Annotated in this window: 21 protein-coding genes and 1 pseudogene; 11 read left to right on the top strand and 11 right to left on the bottom strand. The window is 43.7% G+C overall.

The window, feature by feature from the left end:
• Positions 1–8: 8 nt before the first annotated feature.
• Positions 9–2054, top strand: a complete 2046-nt coding sequence (gene dnaX, locus QZ106_RS08260) for a DNA polymerase III subunit gamma/tau (protein ID WP_295976352.1) — start codon at positions 9–11, stop codon at positions 2052–2054.
• A complete protein-coding gene (locus tag QZ106_RS08255) occupies positions 2054–2932 on the top strand; it encodes an endonuclease/exonuclease/phosphatase family protein (RefSeq protein WP_295976350.1) in 879 nt (292 codons plus the stop codon). The genes dnaX and QZ106_RS08255 overlap by 1 nt, the downstream gene beginning before the upstream one ends.
• Here the strand turns inward: QZ106_RS08255 and QZ106_RS08250 are convergent.
• Positions 2929–3282 carry a RidA family protein gene (locus tag QZ106_RS08250; protein ID WP_290521189.1) on the bottom strand — a complete coding sequence of 118 codons (354 nt, stop codon included), beginning with the start codon at positions 3280–3282 and terminating at the stop codon, positions 2929–2931. The genes QZ106_RS08255 and QZ106_RS08250 overlap by 4 nt on opposite strands.
• A 101-nt stretch (positions 3283–3383) precedes the next feature.
• Between QZ106_RS08250 and QZ106_RS08245 the strand changes: the two genes are divergently transcribed.
• From QZ106_RS08245 to QZ106_RS08235, 3 genes are read left to right on the top strand one after another with little or no spacing between them, the layout of a single operon-like run.
• Positions 3384–4100 carry a YwiC-like family protein gene (locus QZ106_RS08245; RefSeq protein ID WP_295976348.1) on the top strand — a complete coding sequence of 239 codons (717 nt, stop codon included), beginning with the start codon at positions 3384–3386 and terminating at the stop codon, positions 4098–4100.
• Positions 4101–4141: 41 nt separating this feature from the next.
• The gene (locus QZ106_RS08240; protein WP_209362793.1) at positions 4142–4852 is read left to right on the top strand and encodes a tetratricopeptide repeat protein; all 711 of its coding nucleotides are present in this window, start codon (positions 4142–4144) and stop codon (positions 4850–4852) included.
• Between the two features lie 13 nt (positions 4853–4865).
• A complete protein-coding gene (locus QZ106_RS08235; protein WP_295976346.1) occupies positions 4866–5282 on the top strand; it encodes a nuclear transport factor 2 family protein in 417 nt (138 codons plus the stop codon).
• A 173-nt stretch (positions 5283–5455) separates the two neighbouring features.
• Here the strand turns inward: QZ106_RS08235 and parC are convergent, their stop codons facing one another.
• The 5 genes from parC to ribA form a co-directional block, all read right to left on the bottom strand.
• A complete protein-coding gene (gene parC, locus QZ106_RS08230) occupies positions 5456–7711 on the bottom strand; it encodes a DNA topoisomerase IV subunit A (RefSeq protein WP_295976345.1) in 2256 nt (751 codons plus the stop codon).
• A gap of 85 nt (positions 7712–7796) precedes the next feature.
• A complete protein-coding gene (locus QZ106_RS08225) occupies positions 7797–8357 on the bottom strand; it encodes a DUF805 domain-containing protein (protein ID WP_295976343.1) in 561 nt (186 codons plus the stop codon).
• A 13-nt stretch (positions 8358–8370) separates the two neighbouring features.
• Positions 8371–10269 (bottom strand): DNA topoisomerase IV subunit B, encoded by a 1899-nt coding sequence (gene parE / locus QZ106_RS08220; RefSeq protein WP_295976342.1) that lies wholly within the window; start codon positions 10267–10269, stop codon positions 8371–8373.
• Between the two features lie 131 nt (positions 10270–10400).
• Positions 10401–11348 carry a bile acid:sodium symporter family protein gene (locus QZ106_RS08215; protein ID WP_295976340.1) on the bottom strand — a complete coding sequence of 316 codons (948 nt, stop codon included), beginning with the start codon at positions 11346–11348 and terminating at the stop codon, positions 10401–10403.
• 211 nt (positions 11349–11559) lie between these two features.
• On the bottom strand, positions 11560–12213 hold the full coding sequence (ribA, locus tag QZ106_RS08210; protein ID WP_295976339.1) for a GTP cyclohydrolase II: 654 nt from the start codon (positions 12211–12213) through the stop codon (positions 11560–11562).
• Between the two features lie 73 nt (positions 12214–12286).
• Between ribA and QZ106_RS08205 the strand changes: the two genes are divergently transcribed.
• Together QZ106_RS08205 and nagK are read left to right on the top strand one after the other, a co-directional pair.
• Positions 12287–13030 carry a phosphatase PAP2 family protein gene (locus QZ106_RS08205; RefSeq protein WP_295976337.1) on the top strand — a complete coding sequence of 248 codons (744 nt, stop codon included), beginning with the start codon at positions 12287–12289 and terminating at the stop codon, positions 13028–13030.
• Positions 13031–13083: 53 nt separating this feature from the next.
• The gene (gene nagK / locus QZ106_RS08200; protein ID WP_295976335.1) at positions 13084–13998 is read left to right on the top strand and encodes an N-acetylglucosamine kinase; all 915 of its coding nucleotides are present in this window, start codon (positions 13084–13086) and stop codon (positions 13996–13998) included.
• A 123-nt stretch (positions 13999–14121) separates the two neighbouring features.
• On the opposite strand, the gene QZ106_RS08195 is transcribed toward nagK, so the two are convergent.
• The 5 genes and pseudogenes from QZ106_RS08195 to putP all read right to left on the bottom strand — a co-directional run bounded on the left by QZ106_RS08195 (position 14122) and on the right by putP (position 21019).
• Complete coding sequence (locus QZ106_RS08195) at positions 14122–15708, bottom strand: carbon starvation protein A (RefSeq protein ID WP_295976333.1); 1587 nt, start codon at positions 15706–15708, stop codon at positions 14122–14124.
• A gap of 677 nt (positions 15709–16385) precedes the next feature.
• Positions 16386–17057, bottom strand: a pseudogene (locus tag QZ106_RS08190) (DUF484 domain-containing protein).
• A gap of 66 nt (positions 17058–17123) precedes the next feature.
• Positions 17124–18422 carry an adenylosuccinate synthase gene (gene purA, locus QZ106_RS08185; protein ID WP_295976330.1) on the bottom strand — a complete coding sequence of 433 codons (1299 nt, stop codon included), beginning with the start codon at positions 18420–18422 and terminating at the stop codon, positions 17124–17126.
• An 87-nt stretch (positions 18423–18509) separates the two neighbouring features.
• Positions 18510–19475, bottom strand: coding sequence for a tRNA 5-methoxyuridine(34)/uridine 5-oxyacetic acid(34) synthase CmoB (gene cmoB, locus QZ106_RS08180; RefSeq protein WP_295976329.1), 966 nt, complete (start codon positions 19473–19475; stop codon positions 18510–18512).
• Positions 19476–19498: 23 nt separating this feature from the next.
• Positions 19499–21019, bottom strand: a complete 1521-nt coding sequence (gene putP, locus QZ106_RS08175; RefSeq protein WP_295976328.1) for a sodium/proline symporter PutP — start codon at positions 21017–21019, stop codon at positions 19499–19501.
• Positions 21020–21156: 137 nt separating this feature from the next.
• On the opposite strand from putP, the gene rng reads away from it, so the two are divergent.
• The 4 genes from rng to QZ106_RS08155 all read left to right on the top strand — a co-directional run.
• Positions 21157–22632 (top strand): ribonuclease G, encoded by a 1476-nt coding sequence (gene rng / locus QZ106_RS08170; protein ID WP_295976327.1) that lies wholly within the window; start codon positions 21157–21159, stop codon positions 22630–22632.
• Between the two features lie 181 nt (positions 22633–22813).
• The gene (locus QZ106_RS08165) at positions 22814–23767 is read left to right on the top strand and encodes a WYL domain-containing protein (protein ID WP_295976325.1); all 954 of its coding nucleotides are present in this window, start codon (positions 22814–22816) and stop codon (positions 23765–23767) included.
• A 58-nt stretch (positions 23768–23825) separates the two neighbouring features.
• Positions 23826–24737 carry a hypothetical protein gene (locus tag QZ106_RS08160; protein WP_295976323.1) on the top strand — a complete coding sequence of 304 codons (912 nt, stop codon included), beginning with the start codon at positions 23826–23828 and terminating at the stop codon, positions 24735–24737.
• The coding region (locus tag QZ106_RS08155) for a Sir2 family NAD-dependent protein deacetylase (protein ID WP_295976320.1) at positions 24721–25218 on the top strand (498 nt) is incomplete at its 3' end. The genes QZ106_RS08160 and QZ106_RS08155, both read left to right, overlap by 17 nt.

Raw genomic sequence — 25218 nt, 5'->3', positions numbered from 1 at the left:
GATAAAGCATGAGTTATCAAGTATTAGCAAGAAAGTGGCGACCAAAAACGTTTGCCGAGGTTGTCGGTCAGCAACATATTTTGACCGCACTTGCTAACGGTTTGCGTGAAAATCGCCTGCATCATGCTTATTTATTTTCCGGCACGCGTGGCGTGGGAAAAACCTCCATTGCCCGTTTATTTGCCAAAGGGCTGAATTGTGTTAACGGTGTGACTGCCGAGCCTTGTGGTGTATGTGAACACTGTAAAGCCATTGAAGAAGGCAATTTTATCGATTTAATTGAAATCGATGCGGCATCCCGCACCAAAGTGGAAGATACACGCGAGCTGTTGGATAACGTGCAATACAAGCCGGTGTTGGGGCGTTATAAAGTATATCTTATCGATGAAGTGCACATGCTTTCACGCCATTCTTTCAATGCGCTCTTGAAAACTTTGGAAGAGCCGCCGGAATATGTAAAATTCCTGTTGGCAACCACCGATCCTCATAAACTGCCGGTAACGATTTTATCTCGTTGTATGCAGTTCCATTTGAAAGCCTTAGAGCAATCCCAAATTGCGGAGCATTTGGGATACATCCTAAATCAGGAACAGATTCCCTTTGAGTCTTTAGCATTAGATAAACTCGCCAGTGCGGCACAAGGCAGTATCCGCGACAGCCTCAGTTTGACAGATCAAGCCATTGCAATGAGTAACGGCAATGTCACGCTCAATATTGTCAATGAAATGCTTGGTTTATTAGATGAAACCCAAGCCATTGAGATGATTTATGCCTTGCAACAAGGCAATGGCGAAAAGCTTATGCAAGTTGTGAATGAGGTGGCGAATAAAGCAGGTGATTGGGATGAGCTGTTGCGTGAAGTTGCAGAAAATTTGCACAAGATCGCAATGCAGCAATTATTACCACAATCCTCGTTAACAGAAGCGGATCACATAGGCTTTTTAGCGAAACATATCGCACCACAGGACGTGCAATTTTTCTATCAAGTGGTGGTGAGCGGACGGAAAGAATTAAGTTTGGCACCAACGGCGCGCATGGGCGCAGAAATGGTGTTATTGCGTGTGTTGGCGTTTCATCCGAAATTTATTGGTCAACCACTAAACCTTGAAAGTAGTACGCAAGAAAGTTCACCAAAAAATCCATCAAGTGCGGTGGAAAATCGTGTTAAATCTTCTGGTCAAACTGCTTCAGCGGCAATTGAAATGCCCGTGGTTTCTCAGGCGATAAAAGCCCATTATCAAGATCGTAAAAAATCCACTACGAATGAAACCGTGGCAAAAAGCGCGCAACCTCAATCCACGCAATCGGCAGAACCCTTGGTGAGTTCGCCTGTACTTGGCGCATTAAACGGATTAGACCAACTGGATGCCATGCCGACCAGCCCTTCTCAAGAAAAAAAAAAGTCTGAACGCCTAGCACAACATTCCTCTGAAAAACTGACCGCACTTTCTCAGGCTTCTGACACCTTGGATGCTAAAAGTGCGGTAGAAAATCCGAATGAATCGGAGATCGAAGAAAACGATTCAGATGGGCTAGGCGAAGATTACCGTTGGGAGTGGAGCAACCCGGAGCTAGCACAGGTTGAGCAGGGCCCGAAACCTTCGGATATCAAGGCCGCCATTCTGCAAGACATTACCCCTGAATTACAGCAAAAAATTGTCCATTTAACGGAAGAACAAGATCGCTGGGCACAGTTAATTGAACAAAGCGGTGTGGAAAATCTCACCAAAGAATTTGCGTTAAATACCTTTATTTGGACGGAAAGCGAAGACGCGTTTAAATTGGGCGTACGTTCCAGCCATGCACATTTGAATCAAGGTAAACATTGCAAATTGCTACAGCAATCGGTTTCACATGTGTTAGGGAAAACCATTGCATTGACCGTTGAAATCAATGATGACGAGCACTATCTCACGCCGACAGATTGTCGCCGTAAAATTTATGCTCAATTACGGGAGCAGGCGAAGCAAGATTTATTGCAGGATCAAAAATTGCAATTATTAGAACGTGAATTTGATTGTAGCGTTGATGTGAAAAGTATTCGTCCGGTGTAATGATGTTTAGAAAACATGCCTTTAAATTCCTCGCGTTTCTCGTTTTTCTTATAGCGGCGATTACCGGTTATCTTGTTTATAGCTTAACGATTTTCTCTCCCGTCAACATTCACTTTAGCACGACGCCAAATCTCACCTATCATCCGATAAAAAAACAGGATGAGTTAATTTGTTATCAAGCAGACCAGGCACCACGCGAAATCACACAAAAGACATTTCGCTTGTTGGTTTGGAATTTGCATAAAGGACAAGATGCCGGTTGGCAACAGGCACTGAATCGTTTGGCACAGGGGCGTGATCTGTTGCTATTACAGGAAGTGTTAAACACACAAGAATTGGCAACACAATATTCATCGCGATTTCCTACCGCACTTTATGCTAGCGCCTTTGCTTATTTACAACAACAATCAGGCGTTGAAATTCTCTCTCAATTTGCACCGCACTTTTACTGTGCCGGCGCAAAATCCGAACCTTGGATTCGTATTCCCAAAGTGGGCGCAGCGATGAGCTTGCCTCTGTCCAACGGGCAAGCGCTGTTATTGGTCAACGTGCATTTGATCAATTTTGAAATAAATCCCACGACTTATGAAGAACAACTTCGCACACTGATGCAGTTAGTTTCACAACATCAAGGCCCACTTGTGTTATCCGGTGATTTTAATTCTTGGAATGGTTATCGCGCGCAAATCATCCGAAAAGTGATTAACGAATTTGGTTTAGAGGAAGTGTCTTTTGAACAAGATCACCGATTACGTTTTTTAGGTAATCCGTTAGATCATGTTTTTGTGCGTGGGCTAAATGTGTTGAACGCCACAACAGAACCCACGGAAAGCTCTGATCATGCACCGTTGCTGTTAGAGGTGGAATTAGCAGATTAAACCGCAGCCGTGATCACAATTTCTACTTTCCAGCGAGGATCCGCAAGTTTAGCTTCCACGGTAGCACGCGCTGGGGGATTTTGCACATCAACCCATTCATCCCAAGCTTGATTCATTAACGCATAGTCCTGCATGTTCGCCAAAAAAATTTGTGCGTTTAGAATACGGCGTTTATGGGAATGTATTTTTTCCAGCAACTTGTCGATAAGCGTCAAGACTTCTTTCGTTTGCTCGTAGGTATTCTGTTCTACGCTGGTTTCCGGCACTTGCCCTGCAAAATAAGCAACACCCTGATAAATTACGGCTTCTGCAAGACGAGCGTTGGTGTCAATGCGTTGAATTTGTGTCATGTCATCTTCCTCTGAATAAAAATAATTCTCAGAGATTATACCAATTCTCACAAAAAACCTCTAAAATTCTTGAACCTTCCATTCAATAATTCATCTGATTTATGAAGCTATTAATTTCGAATCAACACGGTGCCATTGTGATGGCGCTTATGCCATTTTTATACGGAATGTTGCTCAGTCATCCAATTTGGCAACATATTTTCTTTTTGTTGGCGTGGTTTTCCTTGTATTTAATGACTTATCCGTTTCTGAATTTATTTAAAGGCAGAAATTTGGAACTGTATATCAAATGGTCGTGGATTTATTTCTTTGCCTGTGTCATTTTTGCTATTCCGGTATTGATTTATAACTGGCATACGGTGTTATTTGTGGCAGCCATGTTGCCGTTCGTGTTAGTCAGTATTTATTACGTTAAGCAAAAAGATGAGCGCGCTTTTTTAAATGATTTAGCGGGTATTGTGATTTTTGCCATTGCCGGCATGGGATCCTATTATTTTCCTGACCGCACTTTTGATGACAAAATTTGGCTGGTCGCGCTGTATCCGAGCTTATTTTTTATTGGAACCACTTTATATGTGAAATCCGTTATGCGCGAGCGTAAAAATCCGTTGTATTTAAAATTATCCATTGGTTTTCACGCCCTTTGTATTCTCGGATTTGTTTTTGTCCAACAATATCTCATGGCGTTGGCGTTTGTGCCACCATTCATTCGTGCCATTTGGTTGCCGCAGAAAAAAATGTCGGTCAAACAAGTGGGTTTCACCGAAATGGGGATTTCCCTATTGTTTTTTGCCAATTTACTTTATGCCACTTTGTAGATAAAGGGTGAAAAATAGAGAGATGATGAAAAGATAGACAGATGATGAAAAAACAATTGAAATATATTGCCCTCGTATTCGGGTTATTGAGCGGTTTCGCCCAAGCCAATCTTGGACTTCCAATTTCCGTTGGAAATACCGTCCAAGAGATGGATAAGCTGTTACGTAATCAATTAACGAACGACCAGTTGAGGGAATTGGCGCAACGCTTTTTACAAGCCGGCGATTTACGTACCGCATTTAATACCATGCATATTTTGGCGCTGAAAGATGATCGTCGTGCGCAGCTTGATCTCGGGCGGTTTTATTTCCGTGGTGATGGCGTGGCACAAGATTACGGTAAAGCCTATTGGTGGTTTAGTGAAGCAGCCGAAAAAGGTAGCGCCATGGCGTTAACAAATTTGGGGATTTTATATGCTGGCGGTTATGGCATTAAAAAAAATCTTCCGCATGCCATCTCTTTATTGGAAAAAGCCGCCTCAGCCAATGATTCCCATGCCATGTTGGTTTTAGGCATGTTGTATTACAACGAGGACAAGATTAAAAGCCTGAGCAAAGCTTTTCGTTGGTTAGAAAAAGGCGCGAAACGTGGCAATGAGGAAGCCATTTTCCGTTTAGCGTTAATGTATGAACGAGGCGAAGGCACAAAACGTAACCGACCGATGGCGATTTCTATTTATAAAGATTTAATCGCACAAAAAAGCCGTTTTTCTGAAGAAGCAAAAGAGCGTCTGGCGTTATTAGAAGGTTAAGTGGATACAATAAATGGATGAGATTCGATACATATACGAAAAATGGCATGAGTATGCGAAAGCGCAGGATGTTGAAGCGTTAATTGCGTTATACGCGGATCATGCGGTATTTGAAAGTCCTTTGGTTCCGGCTATCTTAGATAGGACAAATGGCGTACTGAATGGCAAGGATGACATTAAATTTTTTTTACAGGAAGGAACAAAGCGTCGTCCTAACGAATTGGTTAAATGGTTTCGGCGTGGTGATTATCTCACAAATGGGCGTTTATTAGTTTGGGAATATCCAAGGCAGACGGATGAGGGTGAGCAAATTGATATTCTAGAATTGATGGAAATCGAAAACGGGCTCATTCAACAACATAGAATCTATTGGGGCTGGAAAGGATGTTTGCTGATTAGTCAGGGGTTAGCGAGATTGCAGCACGAATGATTAACCTCGATGCACAATTCATGTAGCGTGCATCTTGATGCACGACCAAACCACACACGGAGCATTATTTAACCCTTTCATGCATTCACGATTTTGTGCAACCGGAAAACCCACCGAACTTTTCATATAAAAAAGGACGCCAATCATGCGTCCTTTTGAGTCTGAATTTAGCGTTATTCCTCTGGAGTAACCACTTCAATTTCCACATTGCTGTGCAAGCCGCGCGGTAACTGCGTCCCTTTGCGACCCCGTTCGGCGCGGAATTTCTGTAAATCTTCCGGTTTTAAGGTCACTTTACGTTTCCCGGAATGGAAGACGAGGCTGGAATTTTCCTCAATCAACAATAACCGCACCAGTAATTCGGAACGTGCTTTGGCGTTGGCGGATGGAATAGTGACGATTTTGTTGCCTTTGCCTTTAGAGAGTTCCGGTAAATCTTGTGCAGGGAAAATCAGCATTCTGCCGGCGGAGGTAAGCGCCACCAAAAGTGCGGTCGGATTTTTCAGTGTTAACGGTGGTAACACTTTGGCATTTTCCGGTAAGGAAATGAGCGCTTTACCGGCTTTATTACGGGCGACTAAATCGGCGAATTTACAAATAAAGCCATAGCCGGCGTCGGATGCCATGAGCAACAGCTGATCTTCATTTTCAATCAGCAGCTGATCAACGGTTGCGCCTGCCGGCAGGGTAAGTTTACCGGTGAGCGGCTCGCCTTGGGAACGGGCGGACGGCAGACTTAGCGGATCCAGTGCATAACTGCGCCCCGTGCTGTCGATAAATACTGCGGGTTGATTACTTTTACCGTAGGCATGCGCCAAATATTTGTCACCGGCTTTGTAACTTAAGCCTTGCGGATCAATGTCATGCCCTTTCGCGCAACGCACCCAACCCATTTCCGATAAAATCACCGTCACCGGTTCTGTCGGCAGCATTTCATTTTCTGCAATGGCTTTGGCTTCCGCTCGTTCAACTAACGGCGAACGGCGTGGGCTAGTGTACGTTTTGGCATCCTGTTGAATTTCTTTTTTCAACAGCGTATTTAAACGGCGTTCGGAGCCTAAAATCTCTTCTAAAGATGACCGCTCTTTTTCTAACTCCGCTTGTTCCGCTTGCAACTGGTGTTCTTCCAGTTTCGCCAAATGACGCAAACGCAAGTTCAGAATGGCTTCCGCTTGTGCATCGCTTAAGTTGAAACGTGCCATTAATTCGGCTTTCGGGTCATCTTCGTGACGGATGATTTCGATGACGTCATCAATATTCAAAAAGGCAATCATCAAACCTTGCAAGATATGCAGGCGGGCAAGCACTTTGTCTAAGCGATATTGCAAGCGTCGGGTCACGGTGGTGCGACGGAAAGTCAGCCATTCGGTGAGGATTTCCAACAAATTTTTCACTGCCGGTTTGTAATCCAAGCCAATCATGTTCATGTTGACACGGTAGCTTTTTTCCAAATCGGTGGTGGCAAATAAATGCGCCATCATAGCATCGGTATCTACGCGATTCGAACGTGGCACGATCACAATACGCACCGGATTTTCATGATCTGCTTCATCACGAATATCTTCTACCATCGGCAGTTTTTTCGTGGTCATTTGCTCGGCAATTTGCGCAATCACTTTGGATGGCGAGGCTTGGTGTGGTAGGGCGCTGATAATGATTTCCCCGTCTTCTTTTTTCCATGCGGCACGCATTTTGATAGACCCGCGACCTTGTTGATATATTTTGCGAATTTCTTCTTTCGGCGAAATGATTTCCGCCTCTGTCGGGAAATCCGGGCCTTGCACTACGGTCAACAAATCATTCAAGGTCGTTTTTGGATTATCCAGCAACATCACTGCAGCGTCGGCGATTTCATTAATGTTATGCGGAGGAATATCTGTTGCCATCCCCACCGCGATTCCTGTCGTGCCGTTGAGTAAAATATGCGGCAAACGTGCCGGCAAATATTGCGGTTCTTCTAAGGTACCGTCAAAGTTCGGTTGATAATCCACAGTACCTTGACCGAGCTCCGCCAATAGAACTTCTGAAATTTTAGATAAACGGGATTCCGTATAACGCATCGCCGCGAAAGATTTCGGATCGTCCACCGCGCCCCAGTTGCCTTGCCCGTCAACCAATGGGTAACGGTAAGAGAAGGGCTGCGCCATCAACACCATGGCTTCATAGCAAGCGCTATCACCGTGCGGGTGGAATTTACCCAACACATCCCCTACGGTACGGGCAGATTTTTTATATTTTGCCGCCGCATTCAGCCCTAGTTCGGACATGGCATAAATAATGCGTCGCTGTACCGGCTTCAAACCATCACCGATAAACGGCAAGGCGCGATCCATGATGACGTACATGGAATAGTTGAGGTACGCCCTTTCGGTGAAGTGGCGTAGTGGCATTTGTTCGATGCCTTCGTAGTTGATGGAGTCTGTTGTCATTTGATTTTCTTGTTTACTAAATTTTGTATTAATTTCTATCGGTTTTTGCCTGATGGGAAACCTACTTTTCTTTGGTTGTTTTTAATTATTTTGGAGATTGACCATATTGGTTTTCCTCAGATCTACCTTCTTGAAATAATAGTTTTAAGATTAATAAAATTTCATAAAGTAAGAAAGGTACTATGATGTAAAACCAGTATTTTTCTAGCCATGGTATATTTAAAATATCTGTGCCAAATTTTAGTGCGATAAATAATCCAATAAAGGTAATTAAAATCATCCAGAATGGAAAGAGTAGATATAGTATCCAGTATTTAGATTTATTCAGATCTTGCAGTCTTCTCGCGGTGGTTGATAGCAATGGGATGATACTTATAAGTAAATAAACGCAACTTGTTGTATGTAAAGTGAAAATATGTTGTTTAGTTACATAATTATCTTTAGTCGTTATATTAAAAATATCGAAATGCAATAAATCAGAATAAGAATATATATATTCTTTGATAAATTGTTCAGTAATTTGGAATCCGGCAGCCATAATGATAGTTAGAAGAATAAATGAACCCAGCTCTAACCGTCTAGCTCTTCCTTTATAATCAAATATTTTTTGCCAGCAAATTAAAAAATAAGAAATAATAGAATCCATATTTTGCTCCTAATTATACGGATAAATCCACTTGATCCCCTTTCGCTTGCAACCAATTTTTACGGTCTTCAGCGCGTTTTTTGGCCAGTAGCATATCCATGGTTTCGATCGTTTCTTGGCTTTCTTCACCTTGTGCTTCAAAGGTGAGTTGCACTAAACGACGGGTGTTCGGATCCATCGTAGTTTCGCGTAATTGCATTGGGTTCATTTCACCCAGCCCTTTAAAACGCTGGACGTTCGGCTTGCCTTTTTTCCCTTTGAGACGATCCAAAATAGCCTCTTTTTCGCTTTCATCGAGGGCATAGAAGACTTCTTTGCCTAAGTCGATTCGATAGAGCGGTGGCATCGCAACATACACATGGCCTTGTTCTACCAGTTTCGGGAAATGGCGTAGGAAAAGGGCGCAAAGTAGGGTGGCAATGTGTAAACCATCCGAATCCGCATCGGCGAGAATACAAACTTTACCGTAGCGTAATTGGGATAAATCATCGTTGTCGGGGTCAATGCCCAGTGCCACGGCAATATCATGCACTTCTTGTGAGGCTAACACTTGCTCCGGTGACACTTCCCAAGTGTTCAGAATCTTACCGCGCAACGGCAAAATCGCTTGGTATTCACGTTCCCGTGCTTGCTTGGCAGAACCGCCGGCAGAATCTCCTTCCACGAGGAATAGTTCGGTTAAATTGAGATCTTGTGAGCTGCAGTCGGCGAGTTTGCCCGGTAGCGCAGGGCCGCTCACCAGTTTTTTACGCACCACTTTTTTCGCTGCACGCAAACGGCGTTGGGCTGAACTGATTGCCATATCCGCCAACAATTCGGCAGTTTGAACGTTTTGATTGAGCCACAAACTGAAAGCATCTTTCACAACGCCGCCAATAAACACCGCACTTTGACGGGAGGAAAGGCGTTCTTTGGTTTGTCCGGCGAATTGCGGATCTTGCATTTTAAGGGAAAGTACATAAGCACAACGATCCCATAAATCGTCAGCGGTGAGTTTCACGCCACGCGGCAATAAATTGCGGAATTCGCAGAACTCGCGCATCGCGTCCAATAACCCTTGACGCAAACCGTTGACGTGTGTGCCGCCAAGTGCTGTCGGAATCAGGTTTACATAGCTTTCACCAATGAGTTCGCCACCTTCCGGTAACCATAATAACGCCCAAGATACCGCTTCTTTTTCGCCTTTAAATTCACCGATAAACGGTTGTTCCGGCAAGGTGACTAAACCGTTTACCGCTTCCATTAAATAGTCGTTCAAACCGTCTTGATAAAGCCAAGTGTCTTCGGTGTCATTCACTTTATCGATAAATTTAATTTCTAGCCCTGAGCACAACACCGCTTTGGCGCGGAGTAAATGACGTAAACGGCTGACAGAGAATTTTTCGCTGTCGAAATATTTCGGATTTGGCTTGAAATGTACGGTGGTGCCGGTCGTGCGGCGACCGCAGGTACCGATAACGGTGAGGTCTTCTACTTTTTGACCATTTTCAAAGGCGATTTTATACACTTCGCCATTCCGTTTAACGGTGACATCAACTCGCTCGGATAAGGCGTTCACCACAGAAATTCCCACCCCGTGCAAACCACCGGAGAAGGTGTAATTTTTATTGGAGAATTTACCGCCGGCGTGCAGTTTGCTCATGATGACTTCTACGCCGGATACTTTTTCCACAGGGTGAATATCTACCGGCATACCGCGCCCGTTGTCAGTCACTTCAATGGATTGATCTTTATGCAAAATCACTTCAATTTTCGTGGCAAAACCGGCAAGGGCTTCGTCCACGCTGTTGTCGATAACTTCTTGTGCAAGGTGATTTGGGCGGGTGGTGTCGGTGTACATACCTGGGCGGAGTTGTACCGGCTCAAGGTCTTTTAAAACGGTGATTTCGTTGGCGGAATAATTCGTTGTCATAGTCATTCATCAAATCTTGAAAGCAAAATTGCGCAAGATTATAGCAAAAAACAACGGAATTTTTAACCGCACTTACCGGTTTTGTCGAAAGGCTGGCGCGGTAAGTGCGGTCATATTAGCTGGACTTTGGATTATGACGGATCTTCGTCATGCTGATTTTTCAGGGTGGAGAAATAGTTGGCCAAAATCGGGCCGGAAACATTGTGCCAGAAACTGAAAACGGCACTTGGCACCGCGGCAATCGGATTAAAGTGCGCGGTGGCTAAGGCAGCGCCGAGACCGGAGTTTTGCATACCCACTTCAATGGCGATCGCTTTGCTGTCGTAATTATTGAGGCGTAAGGCTTTGGCAGCGATAAAACCAACGAGATAGCCAAGGCAGTTATGCAAGACGACAACACCGAAAATTAATAAACCGGAATCAATGATTTTGTCTTTGCTACCGGCGACGACGGCGGCAAGGATTAACACAATGGCAATCACCGAAACCAACGGCATGGTTTGACTGATTTGCGCCATTTGTTTTTTTAACAAGGCGCGAATCACTAAACCTAAGAAAATCGGGAAGAGCACCATTTTTAATACCGAGGCAAACATAGCGGAGGCATCAATATCAATCCATTGGCTGGCTAATACATAGAAAATGACCGGCGTTAATAACGGTGCCAGCAAGGTGGAAATGGTGGTGCAAGCGACGGAAAGTGCAGTGTTGCCTTTCGCTAAATAGGTCATCACGTTGGAGGAGGTGCCGCCCGGGCAAGCGCCTACCAGAATCACACCGATGGCTAAATCTGTTGGGAGCGCAAAGACTTTTGCTAATGCAAACGCGATAGCTGGCATGATCACAAACTGTCCAACCACACCGACAATAACGGATTTCGGGTGCTTAACGACTTCGCTGAAATCGTTAAAGGTGAGGGTAATGCCCATACCAAACATGACAATGCCCAGTAAGTAAGGGATATATCCGCGGATTTCGAGGAAGGTTTCCGGTGAAATAAACGCGAGGAACGCAAAGAGTAGTACCCAAAGTGCAAAGGTTTTACTCACAAATTGGGTTAATTTGAGCAAATATGGCATAAATTTTCCTTAAATAAACATACCGAGTAGTAAAAAGAGGTTAAAAATAGCAGAAATTTGACGGGGAATACAAAGATTTTTCATGGATTTTTTAGAACAAGTTAATCAATACATAAAATAAATGTGCATTGCCTTGTGTCAAAAAAAATAGCTCGGGAGAAACGAGCTATTTTCTATCTGATCTATCAGAGAAGTGCGGTTGTTTTTTCGCTTATTTTTTCGGGACTTCTTCTTGGCAATACGGGCATTCCATTAAATGCTGTTCACCATTATGCACAATAAAATGGCCCATTTTTTTAGCTTTGGTGTCGAGATACGCGGTGTTGTAGCGATTTTCTCCCACATTTAACGGTACGCGTTCCACGACATTAATACCGGCTTGTTTCATGGTGTCGATTTTTTCCGGATTATTGGTCAGCAAGCGAATTTTTTTTACGCCAAGCAAATCAAAAATATCGGCACACACGCTGAAATTTCGTTCATCGGCGGCAAACCCCAAAGCAAGATTGGCTTCAATGGTGTCCATGCCTTGATCTTGCAGGGAATACGCGCGGATTTTGTTAATTAGCCCAATGCCACGGCCTTCTTCACGGTGATAAATTAACACACCACGTCCTTCTTGATTAATTTGACGCAACGCGGCAGCCAGTTGGAAACCGCAATCGCATTTCAAACTGTGCAATGCATCGCCGGTTAAACATTCGGAATGAATGCGTGCCAATACAGGCTCATCACTGTTGCGAATATCGCCTAAAACGAGAGCAACGTGTTCTTTTTTAGTGTCCGGAAATTCAAAGCCCACGATTTTAAATAAACCGAATTCTGTTGGTAAATTGGCTTGGGCGACCAGTTCAATTTTTGCCATAACTTGTCCTTTTGTCCTGATTCTTTTTCTTTTAGTGAGTTCTGATGATAAAATGGCAGTCCGATTATCACTTATGGTTATAAATATGTTAAAAAGATTGTCATTATATACATTATTGCTTTGCCTTGTCCCTCTTTTTGTCTGGCTGTCCGCTTGGCAGTGGAATGGCAATATCGTCTTCGAGAGCTACGAACATCCTTTATATTGGTTAACGGAAAGCGGCAGTGTGCCTTACGCCATCATTACTTGCGGCGTCTTTGCGTTGCTATTTTTACCATTATTTTCCAATCGTAAACAATGGATTTTAGCTGTTGCTGTTATGGCTTTTTCCATGGTCATCACCCAAGGTGTGAAATCCGGCTTAAAAAATGCCTTTTCCGAACCGCGTCCTTTCGTGACGTATGTCACCGAACAAACCGGCAGCAGTGCCGATGCGTTTTATGCACAAGATCGTCAAGCACGAGCGCAAATTGTTGACCAATTCTATCAAACACAACGTAATGTGCCGGAATGGATCAAGGGGCATTATGCTGCAGAAGTCGGGTATTCTTTTCCTTCCGGTCATACTATTTTTGCTGCCAGCTGGCTCATGTTGGCGGTGGGCTTTATGCAATTAATCGGTAACAAAAGCCGCCGTGCAAAAGTATTGGTCGGTTTTATGAGCCTTTGGGCGATTTTTATGCTCATCAGCCGCTTACGTTTCGGTATGCATTACCCAATTGATTTGTTGATTTCTATTATGATTGCTTGGCTCATTCATTTAGGGATTTTTCAATTTTTGGCTAAGAAAAATTATTTTAAGCCGGTGGATCACTAATTTTTAGCCAAAAGTGCGGTTGTTTTTTTAGGTATTTTTAAAAGGAGAATCAAATGCTGTACGGATTAGATATCGGCGGAACCAAAATTGAATTGGCGGTGTTCAATTCTCAGTTGGAAAAACAATATTCCGAGCGTGTGGAAACACCGAAAAACTGTTATGAAGATTGGTTAAATACCATTGTTCATTTAGTAAAAAAAGCCGATGAAAAATTTGGTTGCAAAGGGTCTGTGGGATTAGGCATTCCGGGGTTTGTCAATCAATCCACCGGTATTGCGGAAATTACCAATATTCGCGTGGCGGACAATAAACCGATTTTGCGTGATTTATCCGCATTGTTAGAGCGTGAAGTGCGGGCTGAAAATGATGCAAACTGCTTTGCCTTATCGGAAGCATGGGATGCAGAAAATGCGCAGTATCCTTCTGTGTTAGGCCTAATCTTGGGAACCGGATTTGGTGGCGGTTTTGTGATTAACGGAAAAGTTTACTCAGGTCAAACCGGTATGGCAGGCGAATTAGGGCATTTACAACTGAACTACCACGCGTTAAAACTGCTCGGTTGGGATAAGGCACCGATTTATGATTGCGGTTGTGGCAACAAAGCTTGTTTGGATACCTATTTATCCGGCCGTGGTTTTGAAATGCTATACCGTGATTTGAAAGGCGAAGCGTTAGCGGCAAAAGAAATTATTCAACGTTTCTATGCCGGTGATAAAAGTGCGGTGGATTTTGTCGGTATTTTTATTGAGCTTGCGGCGATTTCTATCGGCAACATTATTACGGCTTTCGATCCACATCTTATCGTGCTTGGTGGGGGATTATCCAATTTCGATTATTTATACGAAGCGTTGCCAAAAGCGTTACCACCGCATTTGATGCGTAGCGCCAAAGTACCGGTGATTAAAAAAGCCAAATACGGTGATTCCGGCGGCGTACGTGGTGCGGCAGCGTTATTTTTATCGAGTTAATCTCCTCGTTAAATAAAAAATAGCACCTAAAATGGTGCTATTTTTTTATCGGTTATTTGGCTTCCGTCAGAATCGTGTGCAACTTGTTCGTTACGATTTGGCGGAAGCGCTTGTTTATTTCGCCTATGTATTAACTAAGGCTTCCGGATCCGCTTCGCCGGAGCGTTTAACCAATGCGAAGAACAACACGACACAAACAATCGTTGTCGCAAAGCCGAGGTAAACGGACAATTGATAGTCTAAACTGAAACCGATTTTGTTGTAATACAAATAGGTTGCACAGACAGTAGTAATAAACCATGCAGGGATAGACGCCACCCAGTGGAATTTATGATAACGGTATAAATAAGCTGCCGCTGTCCATAACATTACCATTGCCGTCATTTGGTTTGCCCAAGTGAAGTAACGCCATAACACGCTGAAGTCAATGGTTGAAACAAAGTAACCTAATACGAACAATGGCACTGCAATGAACAAACGTTTTGTCAATGAACGTTGATCAATGTTGAAAATTTCCGCTAATTGTAAACGTGCTGCACGGAATGCCGTATCCCCAGATGTAATTGGAAGTACAACGACACCCAATACTGCAAAGATACCCCCAACGAAACCTAAGAAGTGTAATGAGCTGTCATATACTACTTTAGATGGTGAACCTGCGCTGATCGCATCTTGTAACGCTTGCGGGTTCTCATAGAATGCCAGACCCACCATACACCATACTAATGCAATAATACCTTCCGCAATCATCGCACCATAGAAAATGAAACGACCTTCTTTTTCATTTTCAGCACAACGTGCCATTAATGGGGTTTGTGTTGCGTGGAAACCGGATAATGCACCACAAGAAATGGTTAAGAACAATAATGGCCAAATTGGTACATCACCTTTCACTTGGAAGTTTTGTGTGAATTTCTCTAAGGTTAAACCTTGACCATCTGCATCAATCGTACGGAAGAATTCGATAGGATCTACTGCACTGAAATGGGCAGACACTAAACCGTACACCATGCCCACGGACATGAAGAGCAATAACGCACCAAAGAGTGGGTAAATTCGACCGATAATTTTGTCAATAGGTAACAAGGTAGCAAGAATGTAGTAAGCGAAGATAATGGCAGTCCATACAGCAACGATGGTGGCTTTATCCATTCCCCAAACTGTCAAACCACCGGCTTCAACAGCTTTGTGAACGGCTTCGGCATCGCCTAATTGCAATGCGCCTTGAGATGCGCCCATGATGTCCATGGTGATCGTACCCATTAATTGTGCCGGGCTGGCAACGAAGACCACACCAACCAATAAAAGAAGAACAAGCGCTAAAACGTTGATAAAAACTTTTACCGGACGGCCTAAGAATTTCCCTGCCAAGTAAGGCATGGTTGCCCCACCGTGACGAATACTTAACATACCGCAGAAATAGTCATGCACGGCACCGGCAAAAATACATCCGATAACGATCCACAACATCGCGACAGGTCCGTATAACGCACCAAGAATCGGACCGAAGATCGGACCGGTACCGGCAATGTTTAATAATTGAATTAACCAAATTTTGGTTTTAGACATGGGCATATAGTCCACGCCGTCATTGACTTGGTAGGCAGGTGTTTGGCGCTTAGGATTAATGACAAAAATCTTTTCAATGATTTTGCCATAAACAAAGTAGCCTAAAAGCAGCATCAAAATACAGAAGAAAAACCATAACATATGAGAGTTCCTATATGAAAAACCGGTTACAACACAACAGGTTCAGATTGATATTTAAACGATTTACTCAAAAGTGAGTAAGGCGGCGCTATTGTAGGGTGGTGGGCGAATGATGTAAACAGACAGCAATCTATCGGCGGGAAATATCTTTTTGAAATGTGATGGCGGTCACGTTTTTTATTATAGCCAGCCAAAGTCTGGCTATAAAAGCCATACGCTATGCGTATGGAGTCCTTCCTCGTAGCGTGCAACTTGTTGCACGAATAATTATATTAACCTCGATGCGTAATTCACGATTTTGTGCGTAGCGTGCAACTTGTTGCACGAATAATTAACCTCGATGCGTAATTCACGATTTCACGCGTAGCGTGCATCTTGATGCACGACCAAATTACGCACGGAACGTTATTTAACGCTTTCGGGCATTCATGATTTCGTGCAACAAGTTGCACGCGACCATTCACTAAAATAGTGATATGAAAATAAACACGGTGACCGGTTTTCACAATCTCCTTTAGGGCTTGTGAAGTATAGGCCCTTATAGGGGAGCCAAAAAACCGCACGTTTTATGTGCGGATTGTTATTGGTGCTAGTGGGAAAGATGAAAAGGCGGTCTGATTCTTTTTCGCAACGAAAAATGCCCTCAAAAAGCACCGCACTTTCTCGTCTAAATGGATTCACAGCCAACGGGTTAAATGCAATTCCACAATATCCACGATGTGTTTTAAGAATGTAGTGTCTTGCCCGTTATGGAAGCGGGCGGTATCTCGGGAGGTGAATAATAAAAGTGCGGTGGGTTTGTGGCTTGTTTTTGCGCCAAGCAAGCAAATTGCCACGGAGCCGATAGGAAATTCTTCCGGCAGAAACATCAGGTGTTTTTCTTTGTTACTTAGATCACCTAAATAAAATTAGCGCAAGCCGAGACGTTCTAAACGAATCAGTTCAAACGCCTTACGGTCAATCCAATATTGTTCAGGAATAGATTCATTTTTTTGCCACGCATCTCTAAACAGCAGTATTTTGGCGCCGTCTAGCTCATAGGACTGCGCCCATTGTTTCAGTTTTTCATCGCCGTGTTGGAAATTTTCCGCTTGAAACAATTTCTTTTGTAAGGGGATAAGCGCGTAGAAAATATCCGCTTCTTGATAAGCGAGTTGATGGAATTTTTCTAAGAATGCCGTCAGGGTTTTGATTTGTTGGCGTTGCTGTTCTAGCTGTGCTTCTACTAAAGATAGCGTGCCTTTTTGAGGATGAACCACAGACAGTTTGGCGAGCAATTCGGGCTGGGTAGTGAAAAAATCGGGGTGTTCACGCAAGTAGGCAATGATGTTTTGTTCCTGTTCATTCATAAAAAACTCTCCAAAAAAGAACCGCACTTTGATGGCTCAAAAGTGCGGTTATTTTTCTATGTGTTTTTACGCAGCAAATGGATCTTGCAAAATCATGGTTTGTACGCGATCCGGACCGGTGGACAGAATAGAAACCGGTACGCCAGTGACTTCTTCGATACGTTTGATGTAATTACGGCAGGTTTGCGGTAATTGATTCACATCAGTAACACCGAAGGTATTTTCTTTCCAACCTGGCATGGTTTCATAAATCGGCTCAACACCTTCCCAGTCTTTTGCCGCAAGTGGTGCGTATTCTACAATGTCGCCGTTTGGCATTTTGTAGCCCACGCAGATTTTCACTTCATCGAAACCGTCTAACACGTCTAATTTAGTCATGCAGAAACCAGAAATGGAGTTCAATTGAATCGCGCGACGAATGGCTACCGCGTCGAACCAACCACAACGACGTGGACGTCCGGTGACCGCACCGAATTCGTTCCCTTTGCGTGCAATTTCTGCACCGACATCATCGAATAATTCCGTGGTGAACGGGCCGCCACCCACGCGGGTGCAATAGGCTTTGATGATACCCAACACATAATCTAAATTGCGCGGGCCGAAACCGGAACCGGTAGCAACGCCACCGGCAGTGGTGTTGGAGCTGGTCACATACGGATAGGTACCGTGGTCAATGTCCAACATGGTGCCTTGTGCGCCTTCGAATAAAATGTTGTCGCCATTTTTGCGGGCAGTGTCCAAGATAGAGGTAATGTCAGCAACCATGCCGGTGATAATATCGGCAACAGCGAACACGTCATCTAAAGTTTTTTGATAATCAACCGGTTCAACTTTGTAGTAGTTCACCAATTGGAAGTTGTAGTAATTAAGAATATTTTTGAGTTTTTCGGCGAAGGCTTCGCGATTAAATAAATCGCCTACACGCAAACCGCGACGAGCGACTTTGTCTTCATAAGCCGGACCGATACCACGACCGGTAGTACCGATGGCTTTTTTGCCAAGTGCCGCTTCACGGGCGTGGTCCATGGCAACGTGGTAAGGCAGAATTAATGGGCAGGCTTCGGAGATTAATAAACGGTCACGTACGTTCACACCACGGTTTTCTAATTCGCCCATTTCTTGCATGAGGGCAGCTGGGGAAAGTACAACGCCATTACCGATTAAACAGGTGACGTTATCGCGTAGGATGCCTGATGGAATTAAACGTAAAACGGTTTTTTCACCGTTGATGATTAAGGTGTGACCGGCATTATGACCGCCCTGATAACGAACCACATATTTGACGCGGTCGGTGAGCAAATCAACGATTTTTCCTTTTCCTTCATCGCCCCATTGCGCGCCGAGAACAACAACACTTTTACCCATAATTTTCCGCCTTTTTAAGCTAGTTTATAAAAATCAACGGTTGCTTACTTTACTCTTTTTAACCTTTGATCTCAATGAGATTTATGACTATTTGTTGGCTAAAATGACCGCTCTTTTTGGGGCAGGATAGCCTTCAATCGTCTTGCTATGATCATTGGGATCGAGAAAATCAATTAAGGATTCATTTTCTAACCAATCGGTTTTGCGCTGTTCCTCTAATGAGGTGACGGCAACATCCACGCAACGCACATTTTTAAAGCCGGTTTTTTGTAACCAATGAATCAGTGCGGCAACGGACGGAATAAAATATACATTTTTCATTTTGGCGTAACGATCTATCGGCACCAACACCGTGTTTTCATCGCCATCCACCACTAAGGTTTCGAGCACCAATTCGCCGCCATTAACCAGTTGCGCACGCAGTTGGGAAAGATGATCCAGCGGCGATTTGCGGTGATATAACACGCCCATGGAAAACACCGTATCAAACGCCGCAAGGGGTTGCATTTGCTCAATGCCGAGCGGAATCAAGTTGGCGCGACGATCGTCATTTAAGAGTTTGCGAACCGCTTCAAATTGACATAAGAACAATTCCGTCGGGTCGATGCCCACCACCATTTTCGCGCCTTCGCCCACCATGCGCCACATATGATACCCACTGCCGCAACCCACATCTAAAATCGTGCGATCTTGCAACGGCGCTAAATGCGGTAGCACGCGATCCCATTTGAAATCGGAGCGCCACTCGCAATCCACATGAATGCCAAGCAAATGATAAGGTCCCTTACGCCATGGCATGAGTTGTTTTAAATGGTGAATAATGCGCTGACGTTCGCCATCAGAAAGCGCAGAATCGCACTCAGATTTGACCGCACTTTTTAGATCAATACGGGAAGCCGGCAAGTGCGGTAGAAATTCCACGACTTTTGCCCATTTGGCATATTCCCCGTGGGTTTGCTGTTGCCATTGTTTCATTTGTAATGGCAAGGTTTCCAACCAAGGGGAAAGATGGGTCGTGGCAATTTGTTGATAAAAAGGACGAAAATCGATCATATCGTTATCTCGGTGAATTAGGGTTACAGCGCATCATAATACGCTTTTTGGGCTTTCTCAAAGGTGTCGGTAATCGCGGCATCCGGTTTTGCGGACAGTAGTGACACAATAATAATGGCGATGGCGGCGAACATAAAGCCGGGAATCATTTCATACACTTGCGCCCATTCGCTTTCTTGCGGTAAACATTCTTTCCAAGCAAATACCGTGATTGCACCGGTGAGCATGCCTGTCATGGCACCGGAAGAGGTCATGCGTTTCCAAAATAATGAAAGTAAAACTACCGGACCAAAGGCACTGCCAAAGCCCGCCCAAGCAAATTCCACAAGTTTCAACACCTTACTGTTTTGATCTTGGGCGATCCAAATGGCAACGGCGGCAATCACCAACACCATGATGCGACCTAACCAAACTAATTCTTTTTCAGACGCTTTCGGGCGGATAAAGCCTTTGTAAAAGTCTTCCGTGATCGCACTGGAAGAAATTAACAACTGGCAACTTAAGGTACTCATCACCGCAGCAAGAATGGCAGAAAGTAAAATACCGGCAATCCACGGATTAAATAATAGTCGGGATAGCTCAATAAAAACTTGCTCGGGTTCATGGTTTACCAAGGCAGCGGAAGCGGTGTTTGCATTTGCATAGAAATACGCCATACCAAAGAAACCGATGGCAACGGCACCCACTAAGCAAAGTACCATCCAGGTCATGCTGATTTTGCGGGCTTTATTGAGGGAGCGCACAGAGTCTGCCGCCATGAAGCGAGCGAGAATATGCGGTTGCCCGAAATAACCTAAGCCCCACGCCGCAAGGCTTAACAAACCCATAATGGTGGTACCACGGAATAAGTCGGTAAATTCTTTTTGTGCGCTCATTTCGGCTTGTTGCACGACGCTTTGTAAATCGTCAATGCCGCCGATAGAAATCACCACAAAAACAGGGGTAAGCAATAAGGCGAAAATCATTAGCGTAGCTTGAATGGTGTCCGTCCAACTCACTGCAAGGAAGCCACCAATAAAGGTGTAGGCGATGGTGGCGAGCGCGCCGTACCAAAGTGCGGTGGAATAATCGATTGAAAAAAGATTTTGGAATAATTTCGCACCGGCTACCACACCCGAGGCGCAATAAATGGTGAAGAACACCAAAATAATGGAGGCGGAAACGATTTTTAACGCATTGTGACGCGAGCCAAAGCGATGATGAAAATATTCAGGCAGGGTTAATGCGTTCTGATTGAATTCGGTGTAAACCCGTAAACGTCCGGCAACGAAGAGCCAGTTTAAATAGGCTCCCAAGGTCAAACCAATGGCAATCCAGCCCTCGACCAAACCGGATAAATACACGGCGCCCGGCAACCCCATTAACAACCAACCGGACATATCCGAAGCACCGGCAGACATCGCCGTGACGAAACTGCCTAAGCGACGACCACCCAAAATGTAATCGGATAAATCTTTGGTGTAATAATAGGCGGCAACCCCAATGCCAATCATGCCGAAAATATAAATAGTAAATGTAACAATTGTCGGATCTAAACCAAACATCCTATCAATCCTAAAAATAGTTCTTATATTCAAAAAAAGGGGGGCATTTTACCTGATTTGCCCCTGTTATTCTATTTTCCTTTTCGTTAGACTAATCGGCAAAATCAATAACAACAACATTTTGGATAAGATATTTTATGGATTCTGTTGAATTATTGGTCAATGTGACACCAAGCGAAACGCGCATTGCCTTAGTGGAAACCGGTTTGCTCAAAGAAGTGCATATTGAACGCCAAGGCAAACGCGGTATTGTGGGAAATATTTATAAAGGCCGCGTCACCCGTGTATTACCGGGAATGCAATCGGCATTTGTGGACATCGGGCTGGAAAAAGCCGCTTTCTTACACGCGTCAGATATTGTATCGCACACTGAATGTGTAGAAGAAAGTGAACAAAAGCAATTTGTGGTGAAAGACATTTCCCAACTGGTACATGAAGGGCAGGACATTGTGGTGCAAGTGGTAAAAGATCCGCTTGGCACGAAAGGCGCGCGACTCACTACCGATATTACCTTGCCTTCCCGTTACTTAGTGTTTATGCCGGAAAATAGCCATGTGGGCGTGTCACAACGCATTGAAAGCGAGGAAGAGCGTAATCGCTTGAAAGAACTCACCTTACCTTTATGTGATGAATTGGGCGGTTTTATTATCCGTACTGCGGCCGAAGGGGCGACTGAACTGGATTTACAACAAGATGCCGATTTCTTAAAACGCTTGTGGCGAAAAGTGCTAGAACGCCGTGCGAAATACCCAACTCGTTCTATGCTTTACGGCGAATTGGCGCTGACACAGCGCATTCTGCGCGACTTTATCGGGGGCAAATTGGATCGCATTCACATTGATTCCCGACTTTGTTTCAATGACGTGAAACAATTCACCGAAGAATTCATCCCCAACCTCACCGACAAACTGATTTTATACACGGGAAATCAACCGCTCTTTGATGTTTACAGTGTGGAAAAGGGGATCCATCACGCGTTAGATAGACGAGTGAATCTCAAATCCGGTGGCTATTTGATCATTGAGCAAACAGAAGCCATGACCACGATCGACATCAATACCGGTGCATTCGTAGGGCATCGTAATTTAGAAGAAACCATTTTCAACACTAATATTGAAGCCACCAAAACCATCGCGCAACAACTTCAACTGCGCAATCTCGGCGGCATGATTATCATTGATTTCATCGATATGCAAAGTGAAGAACATCGCAATCGCGTGTTGGAATCCTTGCAAGATGCCTTATCGCGTGATCCGGTGAAAACAAATGTGAATGGCTTCACGCAATTAGGTTTGGTAGAAATGACCCGTAAACGTACGCGGGAAAGTTTGGAACATGTATTGTGTTGCGAATGCCCAACCTGCCAAGGCCGCGGACGGGTAAAAACTGTGGAAACCGTGTGCTATGAAATCATGCGCGAAATTATCCGTGTGCATCATTTATTTTCTAGCGAACAATTTGTGGTTTATGCCTCCCACGCGGTTGCGGACTATTTAATCAACGAAGAATCCCACGGTTTGTTAGCCGAGTTGGAAGTCTTTATTGGCAAACAAATCCAAGTAAAAACCGAACCGTTTTACACCCAAGAGCAGTTTGATGTGGTGGTGATGTAAAAGTGCGGTGGGAAAACAATCCATTTTTCGAACGTTTTCGTTTTTGTGCCATCGAATGTTGTTTTCTCCCTCACTACAATAACCGTTCTGAGCAACGTATCGTTGTATTGGGATAACGCAATTTAATTCTTATCCCTGACAATATGTTGGGGATTTTTACATAACAATGCTGAGAAACAATATGGCAAAAGAATCCAAGACAACGCACTTTCAATTAGAAATTTTACGTTTAATTCCAAAACGTAGTTACATCAGCTCGTATGAAATCCAACAGAAGCTGGAAGATATGGGATTTTCTCGCGATATCCGTAGCATTCAACGTCAATTAAAAAGCCTGTCTGAACAGTTTGATATTGAATGTAATACCCTCAGCAAGCCTTACAGTTATCGCTGGAAAGAAAATGCTAAAGGACTCGATTTGCCAATTTTAAACGAGCAACAATCTTTGGTATTAATGTTAGCGAAGCAATATTTAAAAGGCATTTTGCCTGCGAATATCCTCAATTCTATGGAATCTTTTTTTAAGCAAGCCGAATATAACTTGGTCTATGATGCCAATAAAAAATCCGGTTCCGAATGGCTAAACAAAGTGGCGATTGCGCCAACCAGCCAACCGTTATTGCCGGCTAAAATTGAGCCCGACATTTTTTCTCAAATTAGCACCGCACTTTATCAAAATCGATTTTTACAGGTGCATTATCGAAGTATTCACGGCAAAGAACACAAAGCACAAGTTAAGCCACTTGCTTTGGTGCAACAAGGCCCGAGTAGTTATTTAGTCGCGCAATATGAACATGGTGATATTTTGCATCTTGCTTTACATCGTTTGCTTGAGGTTACTGTGAGTACCATGCAATTTGATCGCCCGGATTTTAATTTGAAAGCTTATGTTGAAAGCCAAAAATTCGGTTTTAGTTATGGCAGAAAAATTCGCTTAACTTTCAGAGTGGATAAAGCGATTGGTGGATTTTTGACAGAAACGCCGTTATCAGTTGATCAAACGGTGAAAGATTATGGCAGTGAATATGAAATTTCCGCCACGGTCATTGAGAGTGAAATGTTGAATTGGTGGATTGCGCATTTTGGCGAAAATTATCAAGAAATTGAGCGTGTATATCTCGAGGACATTTCCTAACGACACACATTGTCGCTTTGTGTTTTATGATGAAGCCATCAACAGAGAGGACATTAAGATGAAGCAAATTGTGTATATAGATATGGACAATGTGATGGTGGATTTTCCATCTGGTATTGCAAAATTAGATGAGAAAACCAAGCACGAATATGAAGGTCGATATGATGAAGTCGAGGGCATTTTTAGCTTAATGGAGCCTATGCCAAACGCCATTTCTGCCGTCCATAAATTGATGAAAAAATACCATGTGTATGTCCTTTCTACCGCACCTTGGCATAATCCATCTGCTTGGAGTGATAAAGTGAAATGGATTCAGCATTATTTTGGCGAAGAGAAAGGCTCCGCATTATATAAGCGATTAATTTTATCCCACCATAAAAACCTCAACCAAGGCGATTATTTAATTGATGATCGCACTAAAAATGGTGCGGGCAAATTTCAAGGCGAGCATGTTCATTTTGGTACAGAACAATTTGCTAATTGGAATTGTGTCTTATCTTACTTAGGTTGTGGGCCTTTTACGCCAAGTGACATTTTGCAAGATTGTTTAAAAAAATCAGCCGCACTTGTGCAAGTTGAAAATGAGGAGCAAAGCCGAATCATAGGTGGATTTGCGGATCGCTATAAATGGCAGGTATTTAATTTAGCCTGTGTCTATGCGGATGAGGTAACAACAGACCATAAAGCCGTCTATTTAATTATCAGTCTTCATCAAAGTAACGAATTTAAAATGTGCATTGAAGCAATGTGTGCCCATATTCAAGCTGAATATGAGGTGTTCTTACGTTCAAAAGAACAGCTAAAACAATATTTCCAACATCTGTCAGATAAGCCATTCTTACATATTGAAAGCTATGCTTATCAAGCCCTTTATAAAGCAGGGAATATTTTTGGCATGATGGGAAGAGATAGAGTGATTGATGAGATTTTGAAAGTGAGAGGAGAGGAAAAGCATGACAGCGAAAAATAAACCAATTTGCGTTGTATTAACTGGCGCAGGCATTAGTGCTGAAAGTGGAATTCCTACTTTTAGAGCGGAAGATGGTTTGTGGGCTGGGCATAAAGTAGAAGAAGTGTGTACGCCAGAAGCCTTAAAGAAAAACCGTGCAAAAGTATTGGAGTTTTATAATGAACGACGTCGTAATGCTCAATCTGCAGAGCCTAATGCCGCACACTTAGCTTTGGTTGAATTGGAAGAGTTTTATGAAGTTCATATAATTACCCAAAATGTGGATGATTTACATGAGCGTGCCGGTAGCACCTATGTGTTGCACTTGCATGGCGAATTAAATAAAGCGCGCAGTAGCTTTGATGAAAGTTATATCGTGGATTGTTTTGGTGATCAGAAATTAGACGATAAAGATCCAAACGGACATCCGATGCGCCCTTATATTGTCTTTTTTGGTGAAATGGTGCCGATGCTAGAACGAGCCATTGAGATTGTAGAACAA

This window comes from uncultured Aggregatibacter sp. (assembly GCF_901873365.1).
In the GTDB taxonomy this organism is placed as follows: domain Bacteria; phylum Pseudomonadota; class Gammaproteobacteria; order Enterobacterales; family Pasteurellaceae; genus Aggregatibacter.
Note: the sequence above shows the minus strand (reverse complement) of the source record. Positions and strands in the feature narration are given on the sequence as shown.